This window comes from Kitasatospora cineracea, from assembly GCF_003751605.1.
Lineage (GTDB): Bacteria > Actinomycetota > Actinomycetes > Streptomycetales > Streptomycetaceae > Kitasatospora > Kitasatospora cineracea.
This window is the reverse complement of the sequence record NZ_RJVJ01000001.1, coordinates 4,584,004-4,608,348: the sequence shown is the minus strand read 5'-3', so window position 1 is coordinate 4,608,348 and position 24,345 is coordinate 4,584,004. Positions and strand designations below refer to the sequence as shown.

The 24,345-nt window shown below is 76.1% G+C and carries 25 protein-coding genes; 14 read left to right on the top strand and 11 right to left on the bottom strand.

What is annotated here, in order from left to right:
• The first annotated feature begins 260 nt into the window (after window positions 1-260).
• Together EDD39_RS20895 and EDD39_RS20890 are read left to right on the top strand one after the other, a co-directional pair.
• A complete protein-coding gene (locus EDD39_RS20895) occupies window positions 261-1,481 on the top strand; it encodes a sensor histidine kinase (protein ID WP_123558184.1) in 1,221 nt (406 codons plus the stop codon).
• The gene (locus EDD39_RS20890; RefSeq protein ID WP_123558182.1) at window positions 1,478-2,140 is read left to right on the top strand and encodes a response regulator; all 663 of its coding nucleotides are present in this window, start codon (window positions 1,478-1,480) and stop codon (window positions 2,138-2,140) included. The genes EDD39_RS20895 and EDD39_RS20890 overlap by 4 nt, the downstream gene beginning before the upstream one ends.
• A gap of 46 nt (window positions 2,141-2,186) precedes the next feature.
• Here EDD39_RS20890 and EDD39_RS20885 read toward each other — a convergent pair whose 3' ends face one another.
• Entirely contained in the window at window positions 2,187-4,670 is a 2,484-nt protein-coding gene (locus EDD39_RS20885; protein WP_123558180.1) for a SpoIIE family protein phosphatase, read from the bottom strand.
• 119 nt (window positions 4,671-4,789) lie between these two features.
• Here EDD39_RS20885 and EDD39_RS20880 point away from each other — a divergent pair, with 119 nt between their 5' ends.
• Complete coding sequence (locus EDD39_RS20880) at window positions 4,790-5,929, top strand: polysaccharide deacetylase family protein (RefSeq protein WP_244256859.1); 1,140 nt, start codon at window positions 4,790-4,792, stop codon at window positions 5,927-5,929.
• Here EDD39_RS20880 and EDD39_RS20875 read toward each other — a convergent pair.
• Window positions 5,920-6,999 (bottom strand): mechanosensitive ion channel family protein, encoded by a 1,080-nt coding sequence (locus EDD39_RS20875; RefSeq protein ID WP_123558178.1) that lies wholly within the window; start codon window positions 6,997-6,999, stop codon window positions 5,920-5,922. The two genes, EDD39_RS20880 and EDD39_RS20875, sit on opposite strands and share 10 nt — an antisense overlap.
• Before the next feature lie 146 nt (window positions 7,000-7,145).
• Between EDD39_RS20875 and EDD39_RS20870 the strand changes: the two genes are divergently transcribed.
• The 3 genes from EDD39_RS20870 to EDD39_RS20860 all read left to right on the top strand — a co-directional run bounded on the left by EDD39_RS20870 (window position 7,146) and on the right by EDD39_RS20860 (window position 9,063).
• The gene (locus EDD39_RS20870) at window positions 7,146-8,189 is read left to right on the top strand and encodes a YihY/virulence factor BrkB family protein (RefSeq protein ID WP_123558176.1); all 1,044 of its coding nucleotides are present in this window, start codon (window positions 7,146-7,148) and stop codon (window positions 8,187-8,189) included.
• Between the two features lie 119 nt (window positions 8,190-8,308).
• Window positions 8,309-8,662, top strand: coding sequence for an avidin-fold protein (locus tag EDD39_RS20865; RefSeq protein WP_208765548.1), 354 nt, complete (start codon window positions 8,309-8,311; stop codon window positions 8,660-8,662).
• 44 nt (window positions 8,663-8,706) lie between these two features.
• Entirely contained in the window at window positions 8,707-9,063 is a 357-nt protein-coding gene (locus tag EDD39_RS20860; protein ID WP_030459716.1) for an immunity 51 family protein, read from the top strand.
• Window positions 9,064-9,184: 121 nt separating this feature from the next.
• On the opposite strand, the gene EDD39_RS20855 is transcribed toward EDD39_RS20860, so the two are convergent.
• Window positions 9,185-9,997 carry a transglycosylase family protein gene (locus EDD39_RS20855; RefSeq protein WP_123558174.1) on the bottom strand — a complete coding sequence of 271 codons (813 nt, stop codon included), beginning with the start codon at window positions 9,995-9,997 and terminating at the stop codon, window positions 9,185-9,187.
• 524 nt (window positions 9,998-10,521) lie between these two features.
• On the bottom strand, window positions 10,522-11,289 hold the full coding sequence (gene map, locus EDD39_RS20850) for a type I methionyl aminopeptidase (RefSeq protein ID WP_123558172.1): 768 nt from the start codon (window positions 11,287-11,289) through the stop codon (window positions 10,522-10,524).
• 401 nt (window positions 11,290-11,690) lie between these two features.
• Between map and EDD39_RS20840 the strand changes: the two genes are divergently transcribed.
• Window positions 11,691-11,963: an MmyB family transcriptional regulator gene (locus EDD39_RS20840; protein ID WP_244256858.1), complete on the top strand. Its 273-nt coding sequence runs from the start codon at window positions 11,691-11,693 to the stop codon at window positions 11,961-11,963.
• Between the two features lie 200 nt (window positions 11,964-12,163).
• Window positions 12,164-12,895, top strand: coding sequence for a hypothetical protein (locus tag EDD39_RS20835; protein ID WP_123558170.1), 732 nt, complete (start codon window positions 12,164-12,166; stop codon window positions 12,893-12,895).
• 153 nt (window positions 12,896-13,048) lie between these two features.
• Here the strand turns inward: EDD39_RS20835 and EDD39_RS20830 are convergent, their stop codons facing one another.
• Both EDD39_RS20830 and EDD39_RS20825 read right to left on the bottom strand, forming a co-directional pair.
• Window positions 13,049-13,387 carry a nucleoside triphosphate pyrophosphohydrolase gene (locus tag EDD39_RS20830; protein WP_123558168.1) on the bottom strand — a complete coding sequence of 113 codons (339 nt, stop codon included), beginning with the start codon at window positions 13,385-13,387 and terminating at the stop codon, window positions 13,049-13,051.
• Window positions 13,374-13,943, bottom strand: a complete 570-nt coding sequence (locus tag EDD39_RS20825; protein ID WP_123558166.1) for a TetR/AcrR family transcriptional regulator — start codon at window positions 13,941-13,943, stop codon at window positions 13,374-13,376. Before EDD39_RS20825 ends, EDD39_RS20830 begins: the two co-directional genes overlap by 14 nt.
• Before the next feature lie 122 nt (window positions 13,944-14,065).
• Between EDD39_RS20825 and EDD39_RS20820 the strand changes: the two genes are divergently transcribed.
• Both EDD39_RS20820 and EDD39_RS20815 read left to right on the top strand, forming a co-directional pair.
• Window positions 14,066-14,530, top strand: coding sequence for a nuclear transport factor 2 family protein (locus tag EDD39_RS20820; RefSeq protein ID WP_123558164.1), 465 nt, complete (start codon window positions 14,066-14,068; stop codon window positions 14,528-14,530).
• Window positions 14,531-14,576: 46 nt separating this feature from the next.
• Window positions 14,577-14,831: a helix-turn-helix domain-containing protein gene (locus EDD39_RS20815; RefSeq protein ID WP_030459724.1), complete on the top strand. Its 255-nt coding sequence runs from the start codon at window positions 14,577-14,579 to the stop codon at window positions 14,829-14,831.
• Window positions 14,832-14,898: 67 nt separating this feature from the next.
• On the opposite strand, the gene EDD39_RS20810 is transcribed toward EDD39_RS20815, so the two are convergent.
• From EDD39_RS20810 to EDD39_RS20800, 3 genes are all read right to left on the bottom strand, one after another.
• Complete coding sequence (locus tag EDD39_RS20810; RefSeq protein ID WP_123558162.1) at window positions 14,899-15,396, bottom strand: DinB family protein; 498 nt, start codon at window positions 15,394-15,396, stop codon at window positions 14,899-14,901.
• Between the two features lie 51 nt (window positions 15,397-15,447).
• Window positions 15,448-16,104 (bottom strand): class I SAM-dependent methyltransferase, encoded by a 657-nt coding sequence (locus EDD39_RS20805; protein ID WP_123558160.1) that lies wholly within the window; start codon window positions 16,102-16,104, stop codon window positions 15,448-15,450.
• Window positions 16,105-16,222: 118 nt separating this feature from the next.
• Window positions 16,223-16,537 (bottom strand): hypothetical protein, encoded by a 315-nt coding sequence (locus EDD39_RS20800; protein WP_244256856.1) that lies wholly within the window; start codon window positions 16,535-16,537, stop codon window positions 16,223-16,225.
• Window positions 16,538-16,787: 250 nt separating this feature from the next.
• On the opposite strand from EDD39_RS20800, the gene EDD39_RS20795 reads away from it, so the two are divergent.
• The 3 genes from EDD39_RS20795 to EDD39_RS20785 all read left to right on the top strand — a co-directional run bounded on the left by EDD39_RS20795 (window position 16,788) and on the right by EDD39_RS20785 (window position 21,263).
• The gene (locus tag EDD39_RS20795; protein WP_244256855.1) at window positions 16,788-18,041 is read left to right on the top strand and encodes an SLC13 family permease; all 1,254 of its coding nucleotides are present in this window, start codon (window positions 16,788-16,790) and stop codon (window positions 18,039-18,041) included.
• A gap of 421 nt (window positions 18,042-18,462) precedes the next feature.
• Entirely contained in the window at window positions 18,463-19,188 is a 726-nt protein-coding gene (locus tag EDD39_RS20790) for an aggregation-promoting factor C-terminal-like domain-containing protein (protein ID WP_123558156.1), read from the top strand.
• Between the two features lie 338 nt (window positions 19,189-19,526).
• A complete protein-coding gene (locus EDD39_RS20785) occupies window positions 19,527-21,263 on the top strand; it encodes a sigma-70 family RNA polymerase sigma factor (RefSeq protein WP_123558154.1) in 1,737 nt (578 codons plus the stop codon).
• A gap of 69 nt (window positions 21,264-21,332) precedes the next feature.
• Here EDD39_RS20785 and EDD39_RS39695 read toward each other — a convergent pair whose 3' ends face one another.
• Entirely contained in the window at window positions 21,333-21,770 is a 438-nt protein-coding gene (locus tag EDD39_RS39695; RefSeq protein ID WP_157852304.1) for an STAS domain-containing protein, read from the bottom strand.
• Window positions 21,771-22,026: 256 nt separating this feature from the next.
• Here EDD39_RS39695 and EDD39_RS20775 point away from each other — a divergent pair, with 256 nt between their 5' ends.
• Window positions 22,027-22,818: a VOC family protein gene (locus EDD39_RS20775; RefSeq protein WP_123558149.1), complete on the top strand. Its 792-nt coding sequence runs from the start codon at window positions 22,027-22,029 to the stop codon at window positions 22,816-22,818.
• Window positions 22,819-22,854: 36 nt separating this feature from the next.
• Here EDD39_RS20775 and EDD39_RS20770 read toward each other — a convergent pair whose 3' ends face one another.
• Window positions 22,855-24,198 (bottom strand): cryptochrome/photolyase family protein, encoded by a 1,344-nt coding sequence (locus tag EDD39_RS20770; protein WP_123558147.1) that lies wholly within the window; start codon window positions 24,196-24,198, stop codon window positions 22,855-22,857.
• Window positions 24,199-24,345: the final 147 nt, after the last annotated feature.

Genomic DNA, 24,345 nt, shown 5'->3' with positions numbered 1-24,345 from the left:
CCATCCTCGAAGCGGCGCGCCCCCCGCCGCATCCACCCCCGGTCGCCGGCCACCGCCACCCCGGTCGCACCCGAACCCCCCGGTCGGCCGGTCCCGTTGCGACCCCGGGAGGTACCGCCCCTCCTCCTCCGGTCGTACCCGGACCCGCCGCCCTCCGACGGCGGGCTCATGCGCACGGCCGCCCCCGCCGCCTAGCGTGGCAGCACCGGAACGCCCAGTTCCCCCTCACCACCGCGCCCACCGAGCGACAGGAACACCCGATGACCGAGGCGGCCGCCCGACCCGAGGAGGCCCACCCGGGGCTCCGCCGGCTCCACCTGCCCCTCCGCCCGCCCCTCCACCGGCTGCCGCCCGCCGCCCGGGAGGCACTGCCGGTGGCGCTGCTGCTGCCGCTGCTCCTGCTGCACCTCGCGGGCACCGCCCGGTCGTCGGACCTTCCCCTGGCCGCCGCCCTCACCACCGCCCTGGTGCTGCCGCTGGCCTGGCGGCACCGGGCCCCGTACCCGGTGTTCGGCACGGTGGCCGCCGCGGCCCTCCTCCAGTGGCTGGCGGACGTCCAACTGCCCGCGGACGTCGCCCTGTTGGTGGCCCTGTACACGGTGGCCGCGCACACCGGGCGGCGCGGGACGCTCGCCGCCTGCGCCGTCGTGGCGGGCGGCGCCCTGGCGGCCTGCCTGCGCTGGTCGACGGACGGCGCGTTCGCCGCCCCCTTCGTCGCCCTGGCCGCGACGGCCGTCACCGCCGCCACCCTGGGCGCGCACGCCCGCACCACCCGCGCCCACCTCGCGGTGCTGGCGGAACGGGCCGCGCACCTGGCCCGGCAGCAGGAGCAGCGCGAGCGGTTGGCCGTCGCCGAGGAGCGGGCCCGGATCGCCCGGGAGGTGCACGACATCGTCGGCCACCACCTGTCCGTGATGGTCGCGCTCACCGACGCCGCCGTGCACGTCCGGCACCGGGCCCCCGAGCAGGCCACCGCCGCACTGCTGCGGGCCGCCGAGACCGGCCGGCAGGCCCTGACCGACCTGCGGCGGCCCCTCGGCCTGCTGCGCGCCGGCGAACCGGACCCGCAGCGCCACCCGCTGCCCGGCATCGCCGAGTTGGAGCCGCTGGCCGACCGGATGCGCGCCGCCGGGCTGCCCGTCCGCCTCGACGTCCGCGGCGAACCCGACCGCCTGCCCGCCACCGTCCAACTGACCGTCCACCGCCTGGTGCAGGAGGCCCTGACCAACACCCTCAAACACGCCCCCGCCGGCACCCGCGCCGAGGTCCGGATCGACTGCGCACCCGCCGCCGTCACCGTGGACGTCACCGACGACAACCCCGCCCCGCGCCCCGCCGCCGCCTCCGGCCAGGGCATCCCCGGCATGCGCGAACGCGCCGCCGCCCACGGCGGCACCCTGTCGGCCGGCCCGCTCCCGGACGGCGGCTGGGCCGTCCGCGCCCGCCTGCGGCCCGGCGGCGGTCCGGCGGCGTCCGCATGACGGTCAGGGTCCTGATCGCCGACGACGAGGCGCTGCTCCGGATGGCCTTCACCACGATCCTGGCGGCCCAGCCCGACCTGACCCCGGTCGGCGAGGCCGAGGACGGCGACCGGGCCGTCCGCCTCGCCCGCGAACTGCGCCCCGACGTCGTCCTGATGGACGTCCGGATGCCCGGTACCGACGGGATCGAGGCGACCCGGCAGATCACCCGCCTCTCCCCGTCCGCCCGGGTGCTCGTCCTCACCACCTTCGACCTCGACGAGTACGCCTTCGCCGCCCTCGCCGCCGGTGCCTCGGGCTTCCTGCCGAAGAACACCCGGCCCGGGGAACTCCTCACCGCGATCCGCAACGTCGCCGCGGGCGACGCGGCCCTCTCCCCCCGCGTCACCCGCCGCCTGCTGGACGACTTCCGCCCCCGCCTCCTCCCCACCGGCACCCCCGACGACCACGAACGCCTCGGCCGCCTCAGCACCCGCGAGCGCGAGGTCCTCGTCGCCGTCGGCCACGGCCTCTCCAACACCGAGATCGCCGCCGCCCTCCACCTCGCCGAAGCCACCGTGAAGTCCCACCTCGGCCGCGTCCTCCACAAACTCGCCCTCCGCGACCGCGTCCAAGCCGTGGTCTTCGCCCACACCCACCGCCTCGTCCAGCCCACCTGACCCCCGCCACCCCGGCCCCCACCCCGGGCCCACCCGTCCTCCTCCCCTAACTCCCCGTCCCCGCCAGCCGCGCGATCAGCACCGCGATGTCGTCCGCCCGGTGGGCGTCGTGCCGGGCCTGGCCGAGCAGGAAGTCGGCGAGGGGTTCGAGGGCGGGGGCGGTGGCGTGGGCGAGGGCGGTGCGGAGGCGGTCGATGCCCTCGGCGATGGTGGCGGTGGCGGACTCGACCAGCCCGTCGGTGTAGAGGACGAGGGTGGCCCCCGGCGGCAGCCGGGTCTCGGTGGCGGGGAAGTCCACCCCGTGGTCGATGCCCAGCAGCGGGCCGCCGTCCAGGTCGAGGGCGGTGGTGCGGCCGTCGGCCTCGCGCAGCAGTGGCGGGGGGTGTCCGGCGCGGACGGCGCGCAGGGTGCGGGTGGCGGGGTGCAGGCGCAGCAGGCAGCAGGAGGCGAGCAGTCCGGCGTCGAGGTCGACCAGGAGGTGGTTGGTGCGTCGGGCGACGGTCTCGACCGGGTCGTCGCCGCTGGCGAACGCCCGTACCGCGCTGCGGAGTTGGCCCATGAGGGCGGCGGCTTTGACGCTGTGCCCCTCGACGTCGCCGATGATCAGGACGACGCCGCCGTCGGGGGTGGGCAGGACGTCGTACCAGTCGCCGCCGATGTCCATGCCGCGGGTGCCGGGCAGGTAGCGGGCGGTGATGTCGAGGCCGGGGACGGCGGGCAGTCGATGCGGGAGGAGGGCCTGCTGGAGGCCGCGGGCGACGGCGGACTCGGCGTCGTAGAGGCGGGCGCGTTCGAGGGCCTGGGCGATCAGGCCGCCGAGGGCGGTGAGGACGGAGCGGTCCTCGGCGGTGAACGGCCGGGGGCGGTCGAAGCCGAGGATGAGGCTGCCGACGGGGTGGCCGGAGGCGATCAGCGGGAGGAAGGCCCAGGCGGCCATCTCGTCGCGCGGGATGCCCGGGTAGGCGGCGGAGAGTTCGCGGGCGGACTCGAAGAAGATCGGCGCGCCGGTGGTGAACACCTCGGTGCCGGGCAGCCGGGCCCGGATCGGGGTGCCTTCGAACGGGTCGAGGAAGCCTTCGGGGTAGCCGCTCTCGGTGACCAGGTGCATCCGGCCGCCGCGGGCCAGGTAGAGGGCGAGCTCCTGGCCGCCGAAGCCGGGCAGGATCTGGTCGACGACGGCCTCGGCGACCTCCCGGACGGTGACCGCCTCGGTGAGCGCGGAGGCGAGTTGCAGCAGGTGGTAGACGCCGCCCAGGGAGGCGGGGGTGGGGGGCGGGGCCTCGGGGAGGGTGGTGTCCTCGCTGGGGGCGGCGGGCACGATGCGGCCGGTGAGGCCGTGCGCGTCGGGGTAGAGCGAGAAGGCCAGCCAGTGGCCGGGCGGGCGGCGGGCGAGGAACGCGGTGGGCTGCTGGGAGAGCATCGCGGAGCGGTAGCGGTCCTCGTAGGCGGGGTCGGTGAGCCAGGTCAGCACGTCCCAGGGGCGGCGGCCGACCAGGTCGGCGCGGGTGGCGTGCAGCAGCATCTCGGCGCTGCGGTTGACGTAGCCGAGCCGGCCGTCCGGGTCGAGCGCGAACACGCCGTCGCGCAGGCGTTCCACGGCGGCGGTGGCGGCTTCGGCGGCGGTGGCGTCGGCCACGGCGACGACCAGCCGGGCGGAGTCGGGGACGGGGTGTCCGGACAGGTCGAGCTGCCGGGTGCCGCCGCCGGGGTCGCGCAGCCGGACCCGGTGGGTGAACGGGCGGCCCTGCCGGGCGGCCTGCCGGACGGCTTCGCGCAGCGGGGCGACGTCCTCGGGGACGAGCCGGTCCAGCAGGGCTGCGCCGCGGCCGTCGAAGGGGCCGGTGCCGAGGATCTCGCGCAGCCGTTCGTCGACGGTGAGCCGGTTGTCGGCGAGGTCCCAGTCGAGGAAGCCGAGCCGGATGCCGTCGCCGCCGGGCACCGGCAGCGGCACCACCACGGGCGGCCCCTCCCCGCCGACCCGGTCGCCGTACGGGAGCAGGCCGGTGGCCAGACGGTTGCCGGCGGTGCGCAGCTGGCGGCGGGTGGCGGCGGGCGGGTGTCCGCCGTCGGCGGGCCAGAAGACGGCGATCACGCCGAAGGTCCGGTCGCCGGCGGTGACAGGGGTGGTGGCGGAGGCGTGCGCGTACGGGAGTCCGACGGCGAGCCGGGGGTAGCGGCGCATGGTGTCGTCGGCGTCGGCGAGCACGATGGTGCGGCCGCCGCGGTAGGAGTCGGCGACCGGCAGGGGCGCGGCGACGGCGATCCGCCGGAACGGTTCGAGCAGGCTGAGCGGGATGCCGACGACGGCGGCGACGGCCAGCGAGCGGCGGTCGGCGGAGTGCAGGTAGAGCACGCCCCCGTACGCGGAGGTGGACCGGACGGCGCGCAGCAGGCCGTCGGCGAGCAGCGGTTCGGCGGCCGCGTCCCAGCGCGGGCGGGCGTCGCCGCGCGGGGGGTCGGGGCGCGTCGCCGCTTCGGGGTCGGTCCGTGGGGGCGGGCCGGACGGGTCCGCCGGGACACCCGGGCGCATGTCTCACTCTGTACGCCGCCGGTCGGGCCGAGTCAAACGGGGGACGGCACCGGTCCGTCCGGGTGACGGCCCCTCGGCGCGCCGATATGACAAGTACGCCAAGGGGATCATCGGCCGGTATGCCGACACCCTCCGCCACACCCCCCGGTAGCACGCCCAGCACGCCCGGTACCCCCGGCTCCTCCCCCGCCCCGGACGCCCGCGCCCGCCGCATCCGCCGCTCCGGACCGGGACGCCACCACCGCCGGGGCCTGGCCGCCCTCACCGCACTCGCCACCCTCACCGTCGGCTGCTCCGCCCTGCGCACCCAGGACCCCGACCCCGTCCGCGCCTCCGCCCCGGCCGCCCCGCCCGCCGCCGCCGGGACCCCCGCCGTCCAGGCCGCCCAGGGCCAGGCCGCACCCGCCCAGGGCGCCCAGCTCGCCCAGGCCCAGGCCGCCCAGGCCGCACAGGCCGCGCTCGCGGCGATGCCCGCCGCCCGCCCGCAGGCCGCCGCCGGGCAGGAGCTGAACGGCCGGCTCGCCGCCGCCGAGCAGCAGGCGGGCGTGCAGCAGGTCCTCGCGGCCGCCCGGCGCTGGGGCCTGGCCGCGCTCCCGCTGCGCGCGCCCGCCCCGCCCGCCGTCAAGCCGGAGCTGGCCGACGGGCCCGGCGTCAAGCGCCTGCCGGGGCTGCCGCCGGTGGTCTACCGCGTGCCGACCAGCGACAAGGTGGTGTTCCTGACCGTCGACGACGGCGCCGAGAAGGACCCGCAGTTCGCCGCCATGGCCGCCGAGCTGGGCGTCCCGATGTCGGCGTTCCTCTCCGACTACCTGGCCCGCTCCGACTACGGCTACTTCCGCGGCCTGCAGGCCCACGGCGTCACCCTGAACAACCACACCCTCACCCACCCCGACCTGCGCCGGCTGGGCCCCGACGCCCTCCGGCACGAGATCTGCGACCAGCAGGACCACCTCCAGCAGGAGTCCGGCACCCGCCCCCGCCTGTTCCGGCCCCCGTACGGCGAGTACACCGAGGCCGCCCTGCGCACCGCCGCGTCCTGCGGCGTCACCGCCTTCCCGCTGTGGAACGAGGAGGCCTTCCCCGACCACCTCGAGTGGCGCTACGCCGACCAGGTGTTCCACCCCGGCGACATCGTCCTCACCCACTTCCGCGCCCCCTCCGGCGACTGGAAGGGCACCATGCCCGACATGCTGCGCCGGGTGGTCGACGCCGCCACCGCCCAGGGCTTCGCCGTCGCCCGCCTGGAGGACTACCTCTGACCCGGCGCGTCCGCGTCCGGCCCCGGGCCCGTTCCCGCGTCCGACCCCGCCCGCTCCCCGGGCGCGGCGGCCACCGCGACCCGGGGCAGCGCGTGCGGGTGGTGCTCGCGCAGGAAGCCGACCAGGTGCTCGCGCAGGTCGCAGCGCAGCTCGAAGGCGTCGCTCGCGTTGGCGGCGGTGGCCAGGGCCCGCACCACCAGGGTGCTGGGAGTGGTGTCGACGACCTGCAGGGCGCTGCCCTCGCCGTCCCAGCGCGGGTTCTTGGCCAGGTAGTCCTCGAACTCGGCCCGCAGCAGGCCGACCGGCGTGCTGTGGTCGAGGTGCAGCAGCGCGGTGCCGGTGATCCGGTCGGAGCGGCGCGACCAGTTCTCGAACGGGCGCCCGGCGAAGTACGACATCGGCATCACGATCCGCCGCTGGTCCCAGGTGGCGATCACCACCGCGGTCAGGGTGATCTCCTCGACGGTGCCCCACTCGCCGCCGACCACCACCACGTCGCCGATCCGGGCCAGGTCGCCGAAGGCCATCTGGATGCCCGCGAACAGGTTCGACAGCGTGCTCTGCGCGGCGATGCCCGCGACCACGCCGACCAGCCCGGCCGAGGCCAGCAGGCTGGTGCCGACCACCCGCACCGCCGGGAAGGTCATCAGCATCGCGGCCAGCGCCAGCACCGCGATCGCCGCCTGCAGGATCCGCCCCAGCAGGCCGGCCTGGGTGCGGGCCCGCCCGGCCCAGGCGGCGTCCCGGCGGCGCACCGCGAGCCGCACCGCCCCGTCCAGCACCAGCGCGGCGGCCCGCGCGCCCAGCCAGCCGCACGAACCGATCGTGGCCAGCACCAGCAGGTGCACGATCCCGTCCGGCGCCCGCACCCACGGCATCGCGGCCAGCAGCAGCCCGCAGCCGGCCACCGCGAGGATCGGGCGGCGGCAGCCGCTCAGCACCCGGGGCACCGTCCCGACCCGGGCCGGCAGTCGGCGGGTGGTCACCTCCACGACCCGGTCCGCCCCGTACAGCAGCACCACCACCGCCGCACCGGCCACCGTCAGTCGCACCGCGCTCCACCACCACACCTGCCCGTCCTCCTCGTTCCCCGGCTCCGGATGTCCCCGGCCGCCTTTCCCCCCCGGGGGGCGTTCACACCCTCCGGCCGGGCATACGCGCAGGTGCCGTCCGCCGCCGGACGGCCACCCCGCCGCCCGCCACCGGAGGAGCGCCCATGAACCCCGTCGAACGCGCCCTGCGCACCGTCGACCGCACCCAGCAGCGCCACCGGCCGCTGGCCGTCGTGGTCGGGGTGGTCAAGAAGTACGGGGACGACCGGGGCGGGCTGCTGGCCGCGCTGATCACCTACTACGGCTTCGTCTCGCTGATCCCGCTGCTGCTCCTGCTCTCCACCGCGCTCGGCTTCGTCCTGCACGGCCACCCGGACGCGCAGCGCGCCGTGGTCGACTCGGCGCTCGCCGACTTCCCGATCATCGGCGACCAGCTGCGCGCGAACGTGCACTCGGTGCAGGGCAGCGGCCTGGCCCTGGTGATCGGCGTGGCGGGCCTGCTGTACGGCGCGCTCGGCATCGCGCAGGTGCTGCAGCACGCGATGGCCGAGGTGTGGAACATCCCCGGGGTGCGGCGGCCCGGCTACTGGCCCCGGCTCGGCCGCAGCCTGGCGCTGTTCGCCACGCTCGGCACCGGCCTGCTGCTGTCCACGGCCGCGGCCGCGCTGGTGGGCGCCGCGCTGGGCGGCCCGGCCGCCCGGATCGGCGGACTGCTGCTGTCCGCCGCCCTCAACTCCCTGCTGTTCCTGGCCTGCCTGCGGATCCTCACCCCCAAGCAGGTCCCGGCCCGCGCCCTGCTGCCCGGCAGCCTCCTCGCCGGCCCGCTGTTCACCGTCCTCCAGGCGTTCGGCGCCGCCCTGGTCGCCCACCAACTCCGGCACGCCACCGCCGTGTACGGCTTCTTCGCCACCGTGATCGGCCTGCTCTCCTGGCTCTACCTGGCCGCCCAGATCACCGTCTACGCCGCCGAGTCCAACACCGTCCTCGCCCGCCGCCTGTGGCCCCGCTCCCTCCTCCAGCCCCCGCTGACCGGCCCCGACGAACAGGTCCTCGAAGACATCGCCCGCCAGGAGGAACGCCGCCCCGAACAGCACGTCGACGTCGACTTCACCGACCCCCCGTCGGACGACCCCCCGTCGGACGAGGCCCCGCCGAAGGACTCCCGGCCGAAGGGCTCGCCGGACGGCCGGGGCGGCGCCGCGGCGTGAGGTCCGCCGCGGGCCCTGCCACCCGGTGGGGTGTCCATGATGCGGATGGCCCGGTGGGCGCGGGGGGCGGCGTGGTCGACTGGGCGGGAGATTCGCCGCCCGGCCGAAGGAGCTTCGCCATGCTGTCCGTGCTGCCCTCGCTCGACGGGCTGGAGTTCGCGCCGGTGGGCCGGGCCGAGCTGGGGGAGGTCGACCCGGGGACGCGGTTCGCGTACCACGAGGACGACGGGCTGGTGTGGGCCGACTACCGGGGCGGCGAGGTGGTGCACGGGCACCTGGTGGGCACCCGGACCGGGGACACCGTCGACTTCCGGTACGTGCAGCTCAACCGGGCCGGGGAGACCAGCTCGGGGCACTGCACCAGCGTGCTGACCAGGCTGCCGGACGGCCGGCTGCGGCTGGAGGAGAGCTGGCGGTGGGAGTCCCGGCCCGGTGCGGGGACCAGCGCCGTCGAGGAGGTCCTGCCCGCCTGAGCCCGCCGGGGGCGGTGTCGGTGGGCGCCGGTAGCGTCCGGGCCATGACTGATCGTGAGACCTACGCCCCGCTGGTGTTCCTGGAGTACGACCACAGGCCGGGTTCGTACGGCCTGCTGCTGACCGACGACCGGATGGTCGAGGTGGACGAGGTGTTCGAGGCGGCGGGGCAGCAGAACGGGGGCTACGGCTGGGAGGCGGTGGCCCGTTCCGCGGTCCGGTCGCGGGCGCCGCAGCTGGAGGGGCGGTTCCGGTACGACCCGGAGGCCGGCATGTTCGTCGCGTACGGGGAGGACGCGGCGGCGCTGCGCGAGCTCGGGGCGCTGCTGTCGGGGGCCTTCCACGACCGGCCGGCCCTGCGGGAGCTGATCGAGGCCGCCGAGCCCGACTGGTTCGACTGATCCGGCCGGTGCGCACGCGCGGACGCCGACGGCCGCCCCTCCCGACATGAGGGGCGGCCGTCGGCGTCGTGCGGTGTGGTCCGGTCCTACCGGGGTCCTACCGGCATCCGATCGGGGTCGATCAGAGGGAGAGGACCTGGCCCGGGTAGATGACGTCGGCGGAGGCGCCGATGACCTGGGCGTTGGCGCTGTACAGCGCGTCCACGGTGGTGCCGTTGGCGGCCGCGATGGCGCCCAGGGTGTCACCGGACTTCACGGTGTAGCTGCCGCCGGAGGTGGTGGCGGTGCTGCTCTTCTTCCAGGACTGGTGGCCCTGGCCGGAGGAGTACTTGCCGCTGCCGGAGGTGTTGGCGGAGGCGGCGTCGGAGCCCGAGTCGGTCTGGGGGGTGGCCGACTTGGCGGACTTGGTGCTGGTGCTGCTGCTGTCGCCGGTGCTGCTCGAGGAGGACGAGGCCGACGAGGTCGACTTCGAGGAGCTCGCGCTGCTGCCGGTCGAGGAGGTGTCGACCTGGGCGGCGGCGCCGCCCTGGGTCAGACCGGCCTGCACGGAGCACACGGGCCAGGCGCCCGGGCCCTGCGAGGCCAGCACCTTCTCGGCGACGGCGATCTGCTGCGCCTTGGTGGCCTGGTCGGCCTGCGGGGCGTAGGCGGTGCCGCCGTACGCGGCCCAGGTGGAGGAGGTGAACTGCAGGCCACCGTAGAAGCCGTTGCCGGTGTTGATCGACCAGTTGCCGGTCGACTCGCACTGGGCGACCTTGTCCCAGGTGGACACGTCCGCGGCCGAGGCCGAGGTCGCCGTGACGAGGCCGGCCACCGGGAGAACGGCCACCGCGCTGCCCGCGACGATGGCGGCCCGGACGCGGTTGCGCTTCCGGTTGCCCTGCTCGGCGGTGGTGGCGGTCTTGGTGGCGGCAGTCTCGTTACGGAAGATCATGCGATTCCTTTCGGATGCCCCGGGCAGGCAAGGCGGAACCAGGGGCCCGGGCGGGCCCTGCGGTCTCTCGCGCTTGTGGATCGGACGGGGCGGTCGAGGTCCGACCTGCGCTCCGTCGCGGTCACCCTGCCCGTCGGGCGGCTCGGTGGCCGCACCGGGGCGTTGGTTTCGGGTGATCCCGGGTAGTGCGCCCTGCACTGGTTACGAAGCTACGGGCGCCCGGCCCGAACTCCAAGCATTCGAAGGTTTACGCAGGTCAAGAGCCCGTTACCGGCAGTACAGCGGCGGACGGCGGGCGCCCCGACCGCGATTTTCCGGGCCCGGGCCGGACCCGGCCGACGGCCGTTGTGACCGGGCTCACCGGTTTTGGCCGCCCCGGACGGGGAACCGCACACCCTCCGTGGCCCCCCGCTGACGGCGCGCCGACCGTCCAGCGATCCGCCTATGGGACGGGCCACAGCGGCCACCCGCCGTCCACCCCGCGGTCACTCCCCGTGACCGGGCCCCCGGCCCGAACTCCCCGGTCAGGACAGCGCGGTGAGCACCCGGGGCCCGTCCTCGGTGATGGCCACCGTGTGCTCGGAGTGCGCGCCGCGCGAACCGTCCGCCGAGCGCAGCGTCCAGCCGTCCGCGTCCACCTGCAGCTTCGCCGAGCCGGTGCACCACCACGGCTCCAGGGCGAGCGTCAGCCCGGGCTTGAGCTCCAGGCCGCGGCCGGGCCGTCCGACGTTCGCCACGTGCGGGTCCTCGTGCATGGTGCGGCCCAGGCCGTGGCCGCCGAAGTCGGTGTTGATCCGGTAGCCCGCGCCCTGGCCGACCGCGGCGATGGCCGCCGAGATGTCGCCGATCCGGTTGCCGGGCACGGCGGCGGCGATCGCCGCGTCCAGCGCAGTGCGGGTGGACTGCGCCAGCCGGAGGTCCTGCTCGGCCGGGGTGCCGACGATGACGGTGACCGCCGAGTCGGCCACCCAGCCGTCGATCGACACCGCGAAGTCCAGGCTCAGCACGTCGCCGTCGCGCAGCACGTAGGGGTGCGGCTGCCCGTGCAGCACCGCGTCGTTCACCGACAGGCAGATCACGTTCCGGAACGGGCCGCGCCCGAAGGACGGGGCGTAGTCCCAGTAGCAGGACTCCGCACCGCGATCCGCCACCAGCTTCCGGGCCCGCAGCTCCAGGTCCATCACGTCCCGCCCCACCTCGGCCAGCCCGGACAGCTCGGCCAGCGTCCCGGCGACGAACCGGCCGGTGACGGCCATCTTCTCGATCGCCTGCGGAGTCTTCAGCTCGATCACGGCACCGCTCCCTGCACGGCGGCCGCCCGGCCGCCCGGTCGAAAGAACCACCGGTATTCAAATACCGGCAGCGGACAGCGACACGCTAGCAGCCCCCCGGTATTCAAATACCGGGGGGGCGGCCCGCCTCGCCTGGCTACGGCTGCTGCGGCTGCGATCGACGGACGGCGGCTCCTGCGCCGCAGTCCGCGAGCGGCGGCCCCGGGGGCGGTGGAGCGTCGCGCCGGCGGGAACCCGGTCGCGGGAGGCGGAGCCGGTTCCTGACGGGCGGCCGTCAGCGGCGGGTCTCGATCCGTAGGTCGCCGGTGGTCACCCGGCGGATGGGCTCGCTCGCCAGCAGGTCGTGCGGCCGGCCCAGTTCGATCGCGCTCGCCGCGTCCAGGCGGGTCAACTGGGCGGCCGTGAACTCGACTTCGAGAGCGCAGGACCGGGAACTGTCCGCCCTCATCGCCGAGTTCGCCACCCAGGACGAGGACTTCGCCCGCTTGTGGGCCGAGCGGGAGGTCGGCGTCCACGGACGCGGCCGGAAACTGCTGCGGCACCCGGCCGCCGGTCCGATCACCGTCGACTTCGAGATCCTGCTGCCGCTCCAGGACCCGGAACTGCGCCTGCTGGTCTACCGCCCCGCGGACGAGGAGAGCCGCGCGTCCCTGGACCGCCTGTGCGCGCGGTGACCGGCGCCGAGGAGACCGACGACTCGCGGTCGGCGGCAAGGAGCGTGACCGCTCGGCGCCGACGGGCGTGTTCCGCGGATCAGGAACCACAGCCCATCGGGCCCCGTGGGCTGCAGGTAACGCGTCCGGGCACACGTCACGCCAAGCGGTCGAGTCGCCGAGCGGCAGGGTTCGTCGGTGGCGTGACCTAGGGTCCGCTCATGATCGCGCGTCCCACTGGGCGAGCGGACGGGCCGTACGACGCGGCCTTCCTCCCGCGCCAGCAGATGATTCTCACGGCTGCCGAGCAGCCGATCGTCGCCCCGGTGGCCAAGTTCGGCGGCGAGCCCGTCTGGCTGGCCGAGCCGGCCTGGCCCGTGCACCCGGTCTCCGGTGAGCCGCTGGTGTTCATCGGGCAGTTCCCCGTTCCCGGCCCCCGGCTCCGCCTGGCCTACCTCTTTCTCCACGAGGAAGGCATGATCATGGGCGGACTCCAGGCGGAGGACGGCGACGGCGTGCTGCTGGTGCAGCCGGACGGCCGTGTCCCGCCCTTCGCCGTCATCGGACCGCCCGGCACGCGGGGGCGGACCCTGTGGCGCTGGGGCCCCGACGAGGCCGAGGTCCCCGTGGAATGGCACGTCGATCTCGAGCCGGTACCGCCCGAGGTCGACCGCTCGATCGACGACAAGGCGGCCTGGCAGCGGGGCATGCGCGGCGAGGGCCCCGACACTGAACTCCCCGACGAAGAGGGCCTGCACGACTACCTCGGTGGCGCCGCCTGCTACCCCAACATCGACGCGCGCGTCGACGCCCCGTGGCAGTTCCTCTTCAAGATCAGTGACGGCGGCGAGAGCCCGGACGATCCGTACTTCCTCAATTTCGGCTACGGCTACGGCTTCGCCTTCGTCAGTCCCGACCACCGCGAAGGCCGCTTCTTCTACGAGTGCTCGTAGGCGCCCACGGCGCCGAGGAGACCGACGACTCGCGGTCGGCGGCAAGGAGCGTGACCGCTCGGCGCCGACGGGCGTGTCCCGCCGGCCCGGTCGCGGCCTGCCGGGGGCCCGGTTCTCCACCGGCGGTCACCGCTGGCGGACAGCACCCCCCGTTCAGTGGTTGCCGGTCCAGACCACCCGTCCGGCGAAGCCTCCGCGCTCTGCGGCCTTGCGGCGTCGGAGCTCCTCGACCCGGGTGAAGTCCGCTCCGTGGGCCGCGGCCAGTGCGTGGATCACCTCCAGCAGGTCGGCCAGTTCCTCCAGGACCTCCTGCTCGCCGTGGGCGGCGCGCACCTCGGTGGCCTCCTCGGACAGCTTGTCGCCGAGCCGGGCCAGGTACTCGGCCGCGTCGGCGACGTACACCTGCGGCTCCCTCCCGGCGGCCCGGATGACGGCCGGGATCCGGTCCCGGACCAGCTTGCCCGGGCCGGCCGGCGGTTCAGCGGGCGACATCGAGCAGCACCTCCACGGCGGCCCGGGCCCGGCGGGCGGGGGCGGAGTCGGCGTCGATCGCGGCGGTGACGATGGCGCCCTCGGCCAGCAGTTGGACGGGGGCCGGGTCGGCCAGGCCCGCGGCGCGCGACCAGTCGGCGAGCTGGGCGTGGAAGGCCGCCTTGTGGGCGCGCACCTCGGCGAGCACGGCCGGGGAGGACGGGCCCAGCTCGCCGAAGGCGTTGATCCAGGCGCAGCCCCGGTAGCCGGGCTCGGCGAACCAGCGGCCCAGCCAGTCGAACGCGGCCAGCAGCCGGGCCCGCGGCTCGGACTCCACCTCGACGGCGGCGGCCAGCCGGGCCCGCCAGCGCAGGTCGCGGCGGCGCAGCACGGCCGCGACCAGGTCGTCCTTGGCGGGGTACAGGCGGTAGATCCGCTTGAGCGGCAGGCCGGAGGCGGCCCGGACCTCGTCCATGCCGACGGCGCGGATGCCCTTCTCGTAGAACAGCGCCTCGGCGGCGTCGAGCAGTGCCTCGCCGTCCTGGCGGGTCTGCTCCTCGGTGGGCGGGGCGGGCATCGGCGGCTCCGGTTCGGCGGTCTTCGGACGTGCTTGACGTGGAGAACGGTCGTTCCCTAGCGTAGGGCCCGCCAGAGTGGAGAACGACCGTTCTCCACCTCGTCGAACCGCTGGAGGCCGCCGTGCCCGAGGACCGCCCGCCGCTCCCCCCGTTCACCCGCGCCACCGCCCTGGCCAAGGTCCGGGCCGCCGAGGACGCCTGGAACACCCGCGACCCCGCCGCCGTCGCCCGCGCCTACACACCCGACACGGTCTGGCGCAACCGCGACACCTTCCTCACCGGCCGCGCCGAGGTCACCGCCTTCCTCACCGCCAAGTGGCAGCGCGAACGGGAGTACGCCCTGCGCAAGGACCTCTGGGCGTTCGAGGACGACCGGATCGCCGTCCGCTTCCAGTACGAGTGGCACGACGCGGACGGCCAGTGGTGGCGCAGCTACGGCAACGAGCTGTGGGAGTTCGACCCGCACGGCCTGATGCGGCGGCGCGAGGCCAGCATCGACGACGTCCGGATCGACGCCGCCGACCGCCGCATCCACGGCCCCCGGCCCGCCGACGAGCGGAACGGGACGGAACTGCCGCTGCGCTGAGCCGCCCGCCTGGGCGGCGGGCGGGGCGGTTCAGTAGCGTGTCCGCATGGTGCGAGTCCCCCTGACCCCCGAGCAGATCGAGGCCGGCCGCCGCCTGGGCGCGCTGCTGCGCGAGACCCGGGCCGGCCGCGACCCCGCCACCGTCGCGCAGAGCGCCGGGATCTCCCCCGAGACGCTCCGCAAGATCGAGATGGGCCGCCTGCCCAGCCCCGGCTTCGGCACCGTCGTCGGCCTCTGCGCCGCGCTCGACCTCCCCCTCGACACCGCGGCCCACGTCTGGCTCGGCGAGCCGGCGGGCTGACGCCACGTCAGACAGTCGTCCGGGCCGGTCGTCCGGGCCGGCCGGTCAGCTCCGGCAGGTCGGCCGGTCAGCCGAGGACCAGGTGCTGGCGGCCGTCGATGAGTTCGCGGACGGCGTCCAGGTGGCCGGCGTGGGTCGCGGTCTCGGTGATCACGTGCAGGACCACCTCGCGCAGCGTGTCGTAGCGCCAGGAGCCGAAGAAGTCCGGCCACCAGGCCGGGGGCGCGTCGAGGTCGGCGGTGGCGAGGAAGGCGTCGGCGCGCGCGGCCTCCGCGCGGTAGAGCGCGAGGACCTCCTCGGCACTCCGCTCCGGGTCGGGCCGCCAGGCGTCGGCCTCGGTGCCGAGGATCTCGTCGATCGCGTCCTGCTCCCCCGCCGCGACCGCGCGGAACCAGAACTTCTCGTCGTCCAGGGCGAGGTGGTGCACCAGCCCGAGGCACGTCCAGCCGGAGGGGAGCACCGGGCGGCGCAGCGCCGCCTCGTCGAGGCCCGCCAGGATGTCCAGGACGTGCCCGCGCTTGCCGTTCAAGACGCCCAGCAGCGTGGTGAGTTCAGTGTCGGCCATGGGCCGGACCGTATCCCGCTCCACCGACAGCCGCCCCCGCCGCCGCCCGGTTCAGACCCGGGCCACGATCGCGTAGCGCTCGTCCCGGACCGGGCCGCCCCAGAGCTCCTCGTCCGCCTCGAGCGGTTCGACCTGCAGCTCGCGGACCAGCGGGCGGAGCGCGGCGGTCAGGGCGGACGCCGTGATGCCGCCGGCCCAGGGCAGGCCCTCCGTGCCGGGGGCGTAGGGCTCGACGGCGGCGCCGGCCTCCCGCCAGCGGCCCTCGACCAGCAGCAGGCGGCCGCCCGGACGCAGGCGGGCGGCCCACTCCCGGAGGGCGGCGTGCGGGTCCGGGAGGGTCCAGAGCAGGTGCCGGCACAGCACCGCGTCGTAGCGGCCGTCGCCGGTCGGGGGGCGGCTCGCGTCGCCGACCAGGAAACTCCCCGTCAGCCCGGCCGCGGCGAACTTGGCCCGGGCCAGGTCGACCATCGCCGGGGCGAGGTCCACGCCCGTCACCCGGTGCCCGGCCTCGGCGAGCAGCACCGAGAGCGAACCCGTGCCGCACCCGGCGTCCAGCACGTCGAGCCCCGCACCCGGCAGCCACCCGGCCAGCCGGCGCCGCCAGGCCCCCCTGGTCCCGGCCGCGCGCAGCCCGTGGTCGGGCTCCCGGTCGAACCCGGGGGCGGCATCGTTCCAGTACGCGGCGATCGAGTCGAGCGGTCCGTTCATCCGGGCACGGTCCCACCCGCCACTGACACTCCCCGCTCCCCCGGCCCCCGGCCCCGCTCCCCCGGCCCCCGGCCCCCGGCCCCCGGCCCCCGGCCATCGGACCGGCGGGCGGGGCGGGTCAGCCGTGCCGGGACCCGCCGCGGCGGCGGTGGGCCGCGGCGACGGCCCCGACCGAGCGGTAGGAGAGCACCGCGAGGGTCGACTCGGCGGACAGCACGGCGGCGGTGCTGCGCCAGGAGCCGAGCGACAGGACGGAGAGCGCCGAGCCGACCGAGCCGAGGGACAGCACGGAGCCGACCGAGCCGACCGACAGGACCGACCCCACCGAGCCGATCGACAGCAGGGAGCCGGTGGAGCCGAGCGAGAAGCCGCGGGCCGCCGCTGCCCGCAGCCGTCGCGCACCGGTGCTCGGGGCGGGTGGTGGAACGGACATGTCCCCTTCTTTCTCTCTCCGGACTTTCTCTCTCCGGACCGGCTCGCTCCGGGCCGGTCGCCGGTGTCGGCCCCCAGCCTTCCGCCGGGCCGCCGCCCGCGCAAAGGCGCCGGTCGGGGGGCGGTGGGGGCGGTGGGGACGGGACGGCGGGGCTGCTTGGATGGGGCGTTCGCCGGACAGACGGGATCCGGTCGGTCCGGTCGGTCCGGTCGGTCCGGTGGGTCGGGTGTGGTGGAAGGAGCGGGTTCGGGTGCATGGGGTGTCCGCCGAGGTGCTGTCGCTGGTGTTGCTGGCGGCGGTGCTGGGGTGTGCGGTGCGGCGGCCGTTCGGGTGGCCGGAGGCGGTGGTGGCGGTGCCGGCGGCGGGGCTGCTGGTGGCGGTGGGGGCGGTGTCGCCGGGTGCGGCGTGGGCCGAGGTGGGGCGGCTGGCGCCGGTGGTGGGGTTCCTGGCGGCGGTGCTGGTGCTGGCGCAGCTGTGCGACGACGAGGGGCTGTTCGAGGCGTGCGGGCGCTGGATGGCGGGGGCGTCGGGCGGGCGGCCGGTGCGGTTGCTGGGGCAGGTGTTCGCGGTGGCGGCGCTGGTCACGGCGGTGCTGAGCCTGGACGCGACGGTGGTGCTGCTGACGCCGGTGGTGATCGCCACGGCGGGTGCGCTGGGGGTGCGGGCCCGGCCGCACGTGTACGCGTGCGGGCACCTGGCGAACAGCGCGTCGCTGCTGCTGCCGGTCTCCAACCTGACCAACCTGCTGGCGTTCGCCGCCAGCGGTCTGGGGTTCGGCCGGTTCACGGCGCTGATGGCGCTGCCGTGGCTGGCCGCGGTGGGGGTGGAGTACCTGGTGCTGCGGCGGTGGTTCGCGGCGGAGCTGGCGGTGCCGGCCGAGCGGCCGGTGGCGGCGGGCGGGGTGCGGCTGCCGCGGTTCGCGCTGGGGACGGTCGCGGGGACGCTGGCCGGTTTCGTGCTGGCCTCGGCGGTCGGCGTCTCCCCGGCGTGGGCCGCGGCGGCGGGTGCGCTGGTGCTGGCGGTGCGGGCGCTGGCCGGCCGGCGCAGCACGCCGCGGCGGATCCTGTCGGCGGCGGCCGTCCCGTTCCTGGCCTTCGTGCTGGCGCTGGGCGTGGTGGTGCGGGCGGTGGTGGACAACGGGCTGGCCGGGCGGCTGGCGGCGGTGGTCCCGGCGGGTGACGGGCTGCCGGTGCTGTTCGCGCTGGCGGGGCTGGCGGCGGTGCTGGCCAACCTGGTGAACAACCTCCCGGCGACGCTGCTGCTGGTCCCGCTGGCCGCCCCGTCCGGTCCGGGCCCGGTGCTGGCGGTGCTGCTCGGCGTCAATCTCGGCCCGAACCTGACGTACGCGGGCTCGCTGGCCACCCTGCTGTGGCGCCGGATCACCCGGGAGCGGGCGGTCGACGACGGCGGGCCGCGGCTGTTCACGGCGCTCGGCGCGCTGGTCGTCCCGGCCACCCTGGCGGTGTCGGTGCCGGCCCTGTGGATGTCGCTGCGCCTGTTCTGAGCAGGCCCGGGGCCGGTCCCGGGCCGGTCCGCCCGCCCGGTGCCCGCACAGGCCGGCGGCGGGACCGCCGGGTCCGCGGGGCGGGCTGACGGGGTGTCGGGGCCGGTCCGCCGGGTTTTCCGGCAGCCGGTGGTGTGAGATCCGCCACGGCCGGGAGAATTGCGTAGACGCGCCCGGGTGAGGCAGGGTGAATCGGCGTCAGGCCCTGCGTACGGCCCTGCACCCCCGCCAACTCCGGTCGGTGGACGGACAACTGAACACCGCGAGGCCGTACGCCGCTCGATCCCGCCGACTTCCCCGGGCCCGCCCGGGGGGACGGCCGAGCCCGTGCCTCCCGTGACCGGTGTTCGACGGAGGCCAGTGCCAGGGGCAGATACGCGCCCGGACGGTCACACGCCGGGCGACGCCGGAAGGAAAGCATGTGACTCGGATTTCGGTCCGGGGCGTCGCTGTCGCCTCAGCCACCGCGGTGACCGCCGTCGGAGCGGTCGTCGGTGCGGCGTCCGGCAGCGAGGGCAAGACCGTCCAGACGGTCGACGTGGCGAGCGCGACCCTGCTCGCCGACGCGCCCACCGGTGCGCAGGCCCAGAGCGTCGGCGACGGCATCGGCCGGCAGGCGAACGCCCAGCAGGTCTCCGCCGACGCGGCCGCCAAGAAGGCCGCCGCCGAGGCCGCCCGGCAGAAGGCCGCGGCCGACGCCCAGGCGAAGGCCGACGCGGACAAGGCCGAGGCCGACGCCAAGGCGGCCGCGGAGAAGGCCGCCGCCGAGGCGAAGGCGGCCAAGGACGCCGAGGCGAAGCGGGCCTCCGAGCAGGCCAGCCGGGACTCCGCGCGCAGCGTGCTCGCCAGCGTCCCGGCCGGTTCGGTCCAGGACATCGCTCGGCAGATCGTCGGCAACGACACCCAGTTCCAGTGCTTCAGCCAGATCGTCACCCGTGAGAGCGGCTGGGACTACACCGCCACCAACTCCTCCTCCGGCGCCTACGGCCTGGTGCAGGCGCTGCCGGGCTCCAAGATGGCCTCGGCCGGCGCGGACTGGCGGACCAACCCGGCGACCCAGGTCAAGTGGGGCCTCAACTACATGAACAGCCGCTACGGCAGCCCGTGCGGCGCCTGGTCGTTCTGGCAGTCGCACCACTGGTACTGATCCCGGTCGGCCCGGCTCCCGGCCGGCACTGATCCCGGCCGCCGGTTCCGGCCCGCGGTTCGAAGGCCCGCGCGTCCCTCCGGGGAGGCGCGGGCCTCGCCGTTGCGGGCGGCCTCGCCGTTGCGGGCGGCCGCCCGGCAGGGCGGGCACCGGTCCTCCCCCGTTCCCGCACGCCCCCTTCACCCCTCCCGTCCGTTCCCGCCGCGGGAGTCGTCCGGGGGCTCACTAAGCTTCGCGTCTGCCGAGGATTTCCTTCCGCTTTTGCGTTATCCGCCGGGGGCCGGTGGATCTCCGAAGGTGTGAGGGCAGGACGCGAGAACACGAGGACGGGCCGGGCTGTGGACAGTGGGCGGGTGGCGGCGCTGGTCGGGCGGGCGCAGCACGGTGACCGGCAGGCGGTGGCGGAGCTGGTCGGCGGGCACCTGCCGCTGGTGTACAACGTGGTGGGGCGGGCCCTGTCGGGGCACCCGGACACCGACGACGTGGTGCAGGAGACCATGCTGCGGGCCGTGGACGGCCTGGCCGGGCTGCGCGACCCGGCCGGGTTCCGCAGCTGGCTGGTGGCGATCGCGCTGAACCAGGTGCGGCGCCGGTTCCGGGACGAGCACGCGGTGGACGCGGTGCCGGACCCGGCGGCGGTGGCCGACCCGGCGGCGGACTTCGTGGGCCTGACGATCGTCCGGCTGGGCCTGTCCGAGCAGCGCCGCGAGGTCGCCGAGGCGACCCGTTGGCTGGACGGCGGGGACCGCGAGCTGCTGGCGCTGTGGTGGCTGGAGGCGGCGGGCGAGCTGTCCCGGGCCGAGCTGGCGGCGGCGCTGGAGGTGTCGCCGCAGCACGCGGCGGTGCGGGTGCAACGGATGAAGGGGCAGCTGGAGGCGGCCCGGGTGGTGGTGCGGGCGCTGGCCGCGGTGCCGGGCTGCCCGTGGCTGGCGGAGCTGACGGCGGGCTGGGACGGCGTGCCGGGCGCGCTGTGGCGCAAGCGGATCGGGCGGCACGCCCGGGAGTGCGCGGTGTGCGGGGAGCAGCGCCGCGGCCTGGTCCCCGCGGAGGGGCTGCTGGCCGGGCTGGCGCTGGTCCCGCTGCCGGACGGGGCGCAGTTCGGGGCGGGGCTCGGCCTGGACCTCGCCGCGGGCCCCGGCGACGGCTTCGACCCCGATTTCAACCCCGACTTCGACCCCGGCTCCGGCTCCGGCTCCGGCGGCTACGACGGCAGTGGTGGCGTTCCGGGGTCCGCCGGGCCCGGGCGGGCGGTGCACCGACGGGGGTCGTCGTCGGGCGGTTCGCACCGGGCGGGGGCGCGGCGCGGGCACCGGCGGGCCCGGCAGCGCGGTCCGGCCCCGGTGGTGCTGGGCGGCGGGGTGGTGGCCGCGGTGGCGGTGGTGGTCGGGCTGCTGGTGGTGGTCGGCGGGTCGGACGCGCCGTCGGCGGTGGACACGGCCGAGCAGGCGCCGCAGTCCGCGGTCGCGCTGGTCGACCCGGCGCAGGGCACCGCCCCGGCGCCGGACGGCGGCCCGTCGCCGTCCGCCTCGGCATCCGGGTCCGGGTCGGCCGCCCCGTCGCCGTCGGCCCCGCCCTCCCCCAGCCGGCTGCCGTCGCCGTCCGCCTCCTCGGCGCCGGCCGCGCCCGCCGCGTCGGCGACCCCGGCGGCCCCGACCGCGAACGCCGCCTCGGCGACGGCCGCGAAGCGCTCGGCGGATCTGGCGCAGCAGGTGGTGGACCTGGTCAACTCGCAGCGTTCGCAGGCGGGTTGCGGTCCGGTGCGGTCCAACGCGAAGTTGGCGACGGCGGCGCAGCGGCACTCCGAGGACATGGCGGCGCGCAACTTCTTCGACCACACCAACCCGGACGGCGCAGGCCCGCAGCAGCGGATCGACGCCGCCGGGTACGCGTGGAGCGGCTGGGGCGAGAACATCGCGCGCGGGCAGAAGGACGCGGCCGCGGTGATGGACAGTTGGATGAACAGCCCGGGCCACCGGGCGAACATCCTGAACTGCAAGTTCACCGAACTCGGGGTGGGTGTCCACCTGGGCAGCGGTGGGCCCTGGTGGACGCAGGACTTCGGCACGCCGCGCTGAGGCCGCCGCCGGCCGTCCCGCCGCCGCCGACCGTCGCCGCGGGGCCGCCCCCCGCTCCGGGCCGGGCGGTCAGTCGGCGGCGGCGTGCGTCCCTTCGCGCGGGCGGGGGACGGCCTCGGCGACCTCGGCGGTCTCGGCGGCGTCCGCGGTCAGGAGGGGCTCGCGCAGGTCGGCCAGTGCGTCGTCCACCGAGTCGTGGACGTCGAAGATCCGTTCGATCCCGAACAGCTGGAGGATCTTGCGGGTGTGGACCTCGGGTCCGGGCAGGACCAGCCGGAGTTGTCCGTCGCGGGAGGACAGCATGCGGCGGGTGGCCACCAGGACGGCGAAACCCGTGGAGTCGCAGAAGTCGACCCGGCTGATGTCGACCACCATCCGCAGACAGCCGTCGGTGACCAGTCGCTGCAGGCGTTCGCGGAGGGCGGCGACTCCGCTGATGTCCACCTCTCCGGCCACCTGGACCACTGTCCAGCCGTATCGCTCCCCGTAGCTCACGCTCAGTGCCACGCTGTTGCCTTTCTCTGGTGTCGCTTGGGGTATGCGGCCCCTGCCCGTTTCCTCCGGCGGCAACCCTGTTCCGGGTGATGATTTGGCGGCCGGGCGGAGGAATTTCCGCGAAATGTCATGCGCAGGGTGCGCTCGACGGCGGAATTCGCGGTCCGATCCGACGATCTGCACAGGATTTACTCCGGTTGGCGGTACCGCGGGCCGGTGCCAGGCTGGGAAGGAGTGCCCGGAGGACGCCCGGCGAAGGGAGAACGCCGTGATCACCACCGACTTCGTGCCCGGCTCACCGTGCTGGCTGGACCTGGGAGCGCCCGACGTGCCCGCCGCCGCCGCGTTCTACGGGCCGGTGCTGGGCTGGGAGCTCGCCCCGCCGCCCGGCGCGGACGACTTCCTGCTCGCCACCGCGGCCGGCCGGACCGCGGGCGGGATCGGCCCGCTCACCGAGCGCGGCGCCCGCTCCGCCTGGATGCCGTACTTCTTCACCCCGGACGTCCACGAGACCGCCGCCTCCGTGCTGCGCGCGGGCGGCACCGTCCGGGTCGAGCCCCGGGACGTGCCCGAGTGGGCCTCGCTGGCCCAGTTCACCGACCCGCAGGGCGCCCGGTTCGCCGTCCTCACCCCGGGCCCGGCCGGCGGGCTCGGCGCCGTCGACGGCCCGGGCGGGCTGTGCTGGACGGAGCTCTACACCACGGACGCGGCGGGCGCGCTGGCCTTCTACGAGACGGTCTTCGGCTGGCAGCACGAGGACACCCCGATGCCGGGCGGCGGCGACGGCGTCTACACCATCGTCACCCCCGCCGGGCAGCCCGCCGAGCGCATGCACGGCGGCGTCCTCCAGGTCGGCCCGGCCGAGCTCACCCTCTCCCGCGGCGCCCCCTCCTGGCACCCGGTCTTCGCCGTCCCCTCCTGCGACGAAGCCGCGGACCGGGTCCGCGACCGGGGCGGCATCGTCGTCATGGGGCCCGAGACCGCCCCCGGCATCGGCCGGATGGCGGTCTGCACCGACCCGTCCGGCGCGGACTTCGTGCTGATGACCCCGGAGCGCTGAGGCCCGCCGGAGCAGGGCGGCTCCGGAGCAGGGCGGTCAGAACAGGGTGTCCTCCGGCGGGCGGAGGCTCGCGCGGACGCGGTGGCCGGTGGTCTCCGGGGCGATCAGCGGGTCGGGGTAGTCGGCCGGGCGGTGCGGGGACCGCCAGGGGCGGTGGATCTCGCGGCCGGGCAGGTCGGCGAGTTCGGGGACCCAGCGGCGGACGTAGGCGCCGTCGGGGTCGTAACGGTCGGCCTGGGTGAGCGGGTTGAGGACCCGGTTGGGGCGGGTGTCGGTGCCGGTGCCCGCGACCCACTGCCAGTTCAGCTGGTTGTTGGCGAGGTCGCCGTCGACCAGGTGGTGCAGGAAGTGCGCGGCGCCGGGCCGCCAGTCCTGGTGGAGGGACTTGGCCAGGAAGCTCGCGGTGATCAGCCGGGCCCGGTTGTGCATCCAGCCGGTCTCGGCGAGCTGCCGCATGCCCGCGTCGACGATCGGGAACCCGGTGCGGCCGTCCCGCCAGGCCTCGAACTCGCGGGCGTCCCGGTGCCAGCCGCCCTTGCGGGGGCGGTAGTCGGCGTGGGCGGTGTCGGGCCGGGCGGCCAGCACCTGGTGGTGGAAGTCGCGCCAGACCAGCTGCCGGACGAAGGCCTCCGCGCCGGGGCCGCCGCGGCGTTCGGCGAGTTGGGCGAGCTCGTTGGCGGACAGGCAGCCGAAGTGCAGGTACGGCGAGAGGTGGGAGGTGCCGTCGGCGGCGAGGTCGTCGTGCAGCTCGGCGTAGCGGTCGCCGTGCCAGTGCTGCCAGGCCCGGCGGGCGGCGCCCTCGCCGGGGTCGGGGAGGCTGCGGGCGGTGGGGGTCGCGGTGGGCAGCGGGGCGCCGCGCAGGCCCTCGGGGGTGTGCAGGGCGCGCGGGGACGGCAGCGGGGTGCGGCGGGGGGCCTGCTGCCAGGCCCGGTGGTAGGGGGTGAAGACGGCGTAGTGGTCACGGTCGGCGGGGTGCACCGCCCCGGGCGGGACGGCCGTCAGCGAGCCCTCGTGCACCCGGAGCCGGTCGCCCAGCGCCCGGCGCAGCCGCTGTTCGCGGCGGCGGGCGTACCCGCTGACCCCGGCGGCGACGTGCACGGTGGCCGCGCCGGTCTCGGCGGCGAGCTTCGCGGTCTGCTCGGCGGTGTCGCCCTCCCGCACCAGCAGCCGGCCGCCGGCCCGGCGCAGCGCGGCGTCGAGGTCGGCGAGGCAGCCGGCCAGGAACGCGGCCCGGTTGGAAGCGGCGAAGCCGGCCGCGGCGATCGCCGGGTCGGTGACGAACAGCGGCACCACCTGGTCGGCCCCGGCGCGGGCGGCGTGCAGGGCGGGGTTGTCGTGCAGGCGAAGGTCCTGGGTGAACAGGACGACGGCGAGAGTCATGGTGCTGGTTTCCGTACGGGTGCCTGGCGGTGTCGACATGGCGGCCTGTCGACCCCGGGAGGTCGGGCGGCCGGTCGAGCACCTGGGTGGACTGCGGCGGAGACGGGTGTCCCCCGCCCGGTCTTCGGAGCCGCGGCCCGGACGGAT

Bases quoted from the DNA above. Each gene is read 5' to 3' on its own strand.
- EDD39_RS20895 (WP_123558184.1), top strand. From the start codon at position 261: ATGACCGAGGCGGCCGCCCGACCCGAGGAGGCCCACCCGGGGCTCCGC.
- EDD39_RS20890 (WP_123558182.1), top strand. From the start codon at position 1,478: ATGACGGTCAGGGTCCTGATCGCCGACGACGAGGCGCTGCTCCGGATG.
- EDD39_RS20885 (WP_123558180.1), bottom strand. From the start codon at position 4,670: ATGCGCCCGGGTGTCCCGGCGGACCCGTCCGGCCCGCCCCCACGGACC.
- EDD39_RS20880 (WP_244256859.1), top strand. From the start codon at position 4,790: ATGCCGACACCCTCCGCCACACCCCCCGGTAGCACGCCCAGCACGCCC.
- EDD39_RS20870 (WP_123558176.1), top strand. From the start codon at position 7,146: ATGAACCCCGTCGAACGCGCCCTGCGCACCGTCGACCGCACCCAGCAG.
- EDD39_RS20865 (WP_208765548.1), top strand. From the start codon at position 8,309: ATGCTGTCCGTGCTGCCCTCGCTCGACGGGCTGGAGTTCGCGCCGGTG.
- EDD39_RS20860 (WP_030459716.1), top strand. From the start codon at position 8,707: ATGACTGATCGTGAGACCTACGCCCCGCTGGTGTTCCTGGAGTACGAC.
- EDD39_RS20855 (WP_123558174.1), bottom strand. From the start codon at position 9,997: ATGATCTTCCGTAACGAGACTGCCGCCACCAAGACCGCCACCACCGCC.
- EDD39_RS20835 (WP_123558170.1), top strand. From the start codon at position 12,164: ATGATCGCGCGTCCCACTGGGCGAGCGGACGGGCCGTACGACGCGGCC.
- EDD39_RS20830 (WP_123558168.1), bottom strand. From the start codon at position 13,387: ATGTCGCCCGCTGAACCGCCGGCCGGCCCGGGCAAGCTGGTCCGGGAC.
- EDD39_RS20825 (WP_123558166.1), bottom strand. From the start codon at position 13,943: ATGCCCGCCCCGCCCACCGAGGAGCAGACCCGCCAGGACGGCGAGGCA.
- EDD39_RS20815 (WP_030459724.1), top strand. From the start codon at position 14,577: ATGGTGCGAGTCCCCCTGACCCCCGAGCAGATCGAGGCCGGCCGCCGC.
- EDD39_RS20810 (WP_123558162.1), bottom strand. From the start codon at position 15,396: ATGGCCGACACTGAACTCACCACGCTGCTGGGCGTCTTGAACGGCAAG.
- EDD39_RS20805 (WP_123558160.1), bottom strand. From the start codon at position 16,104: ATGAACGGACCGCTCGACTCGATCGCCGCGTACTGGAACGATGCCGCC.
- EDD39_RS20800 (WP_244256856.1), bottom strand. From the start codon at position 16,537: ATGTCCGTTCCACCACCCGCCCCGAGCACCGGTGCGCGACGGCTGCGG.
- EDD39_RS20770 (WP_123558147.1), bottom strand. From the start codon at position 24,198: ATGACTCTCGCCGTCGTCCTGTTCACCCAGGACCTTCGCCTGCACGAC.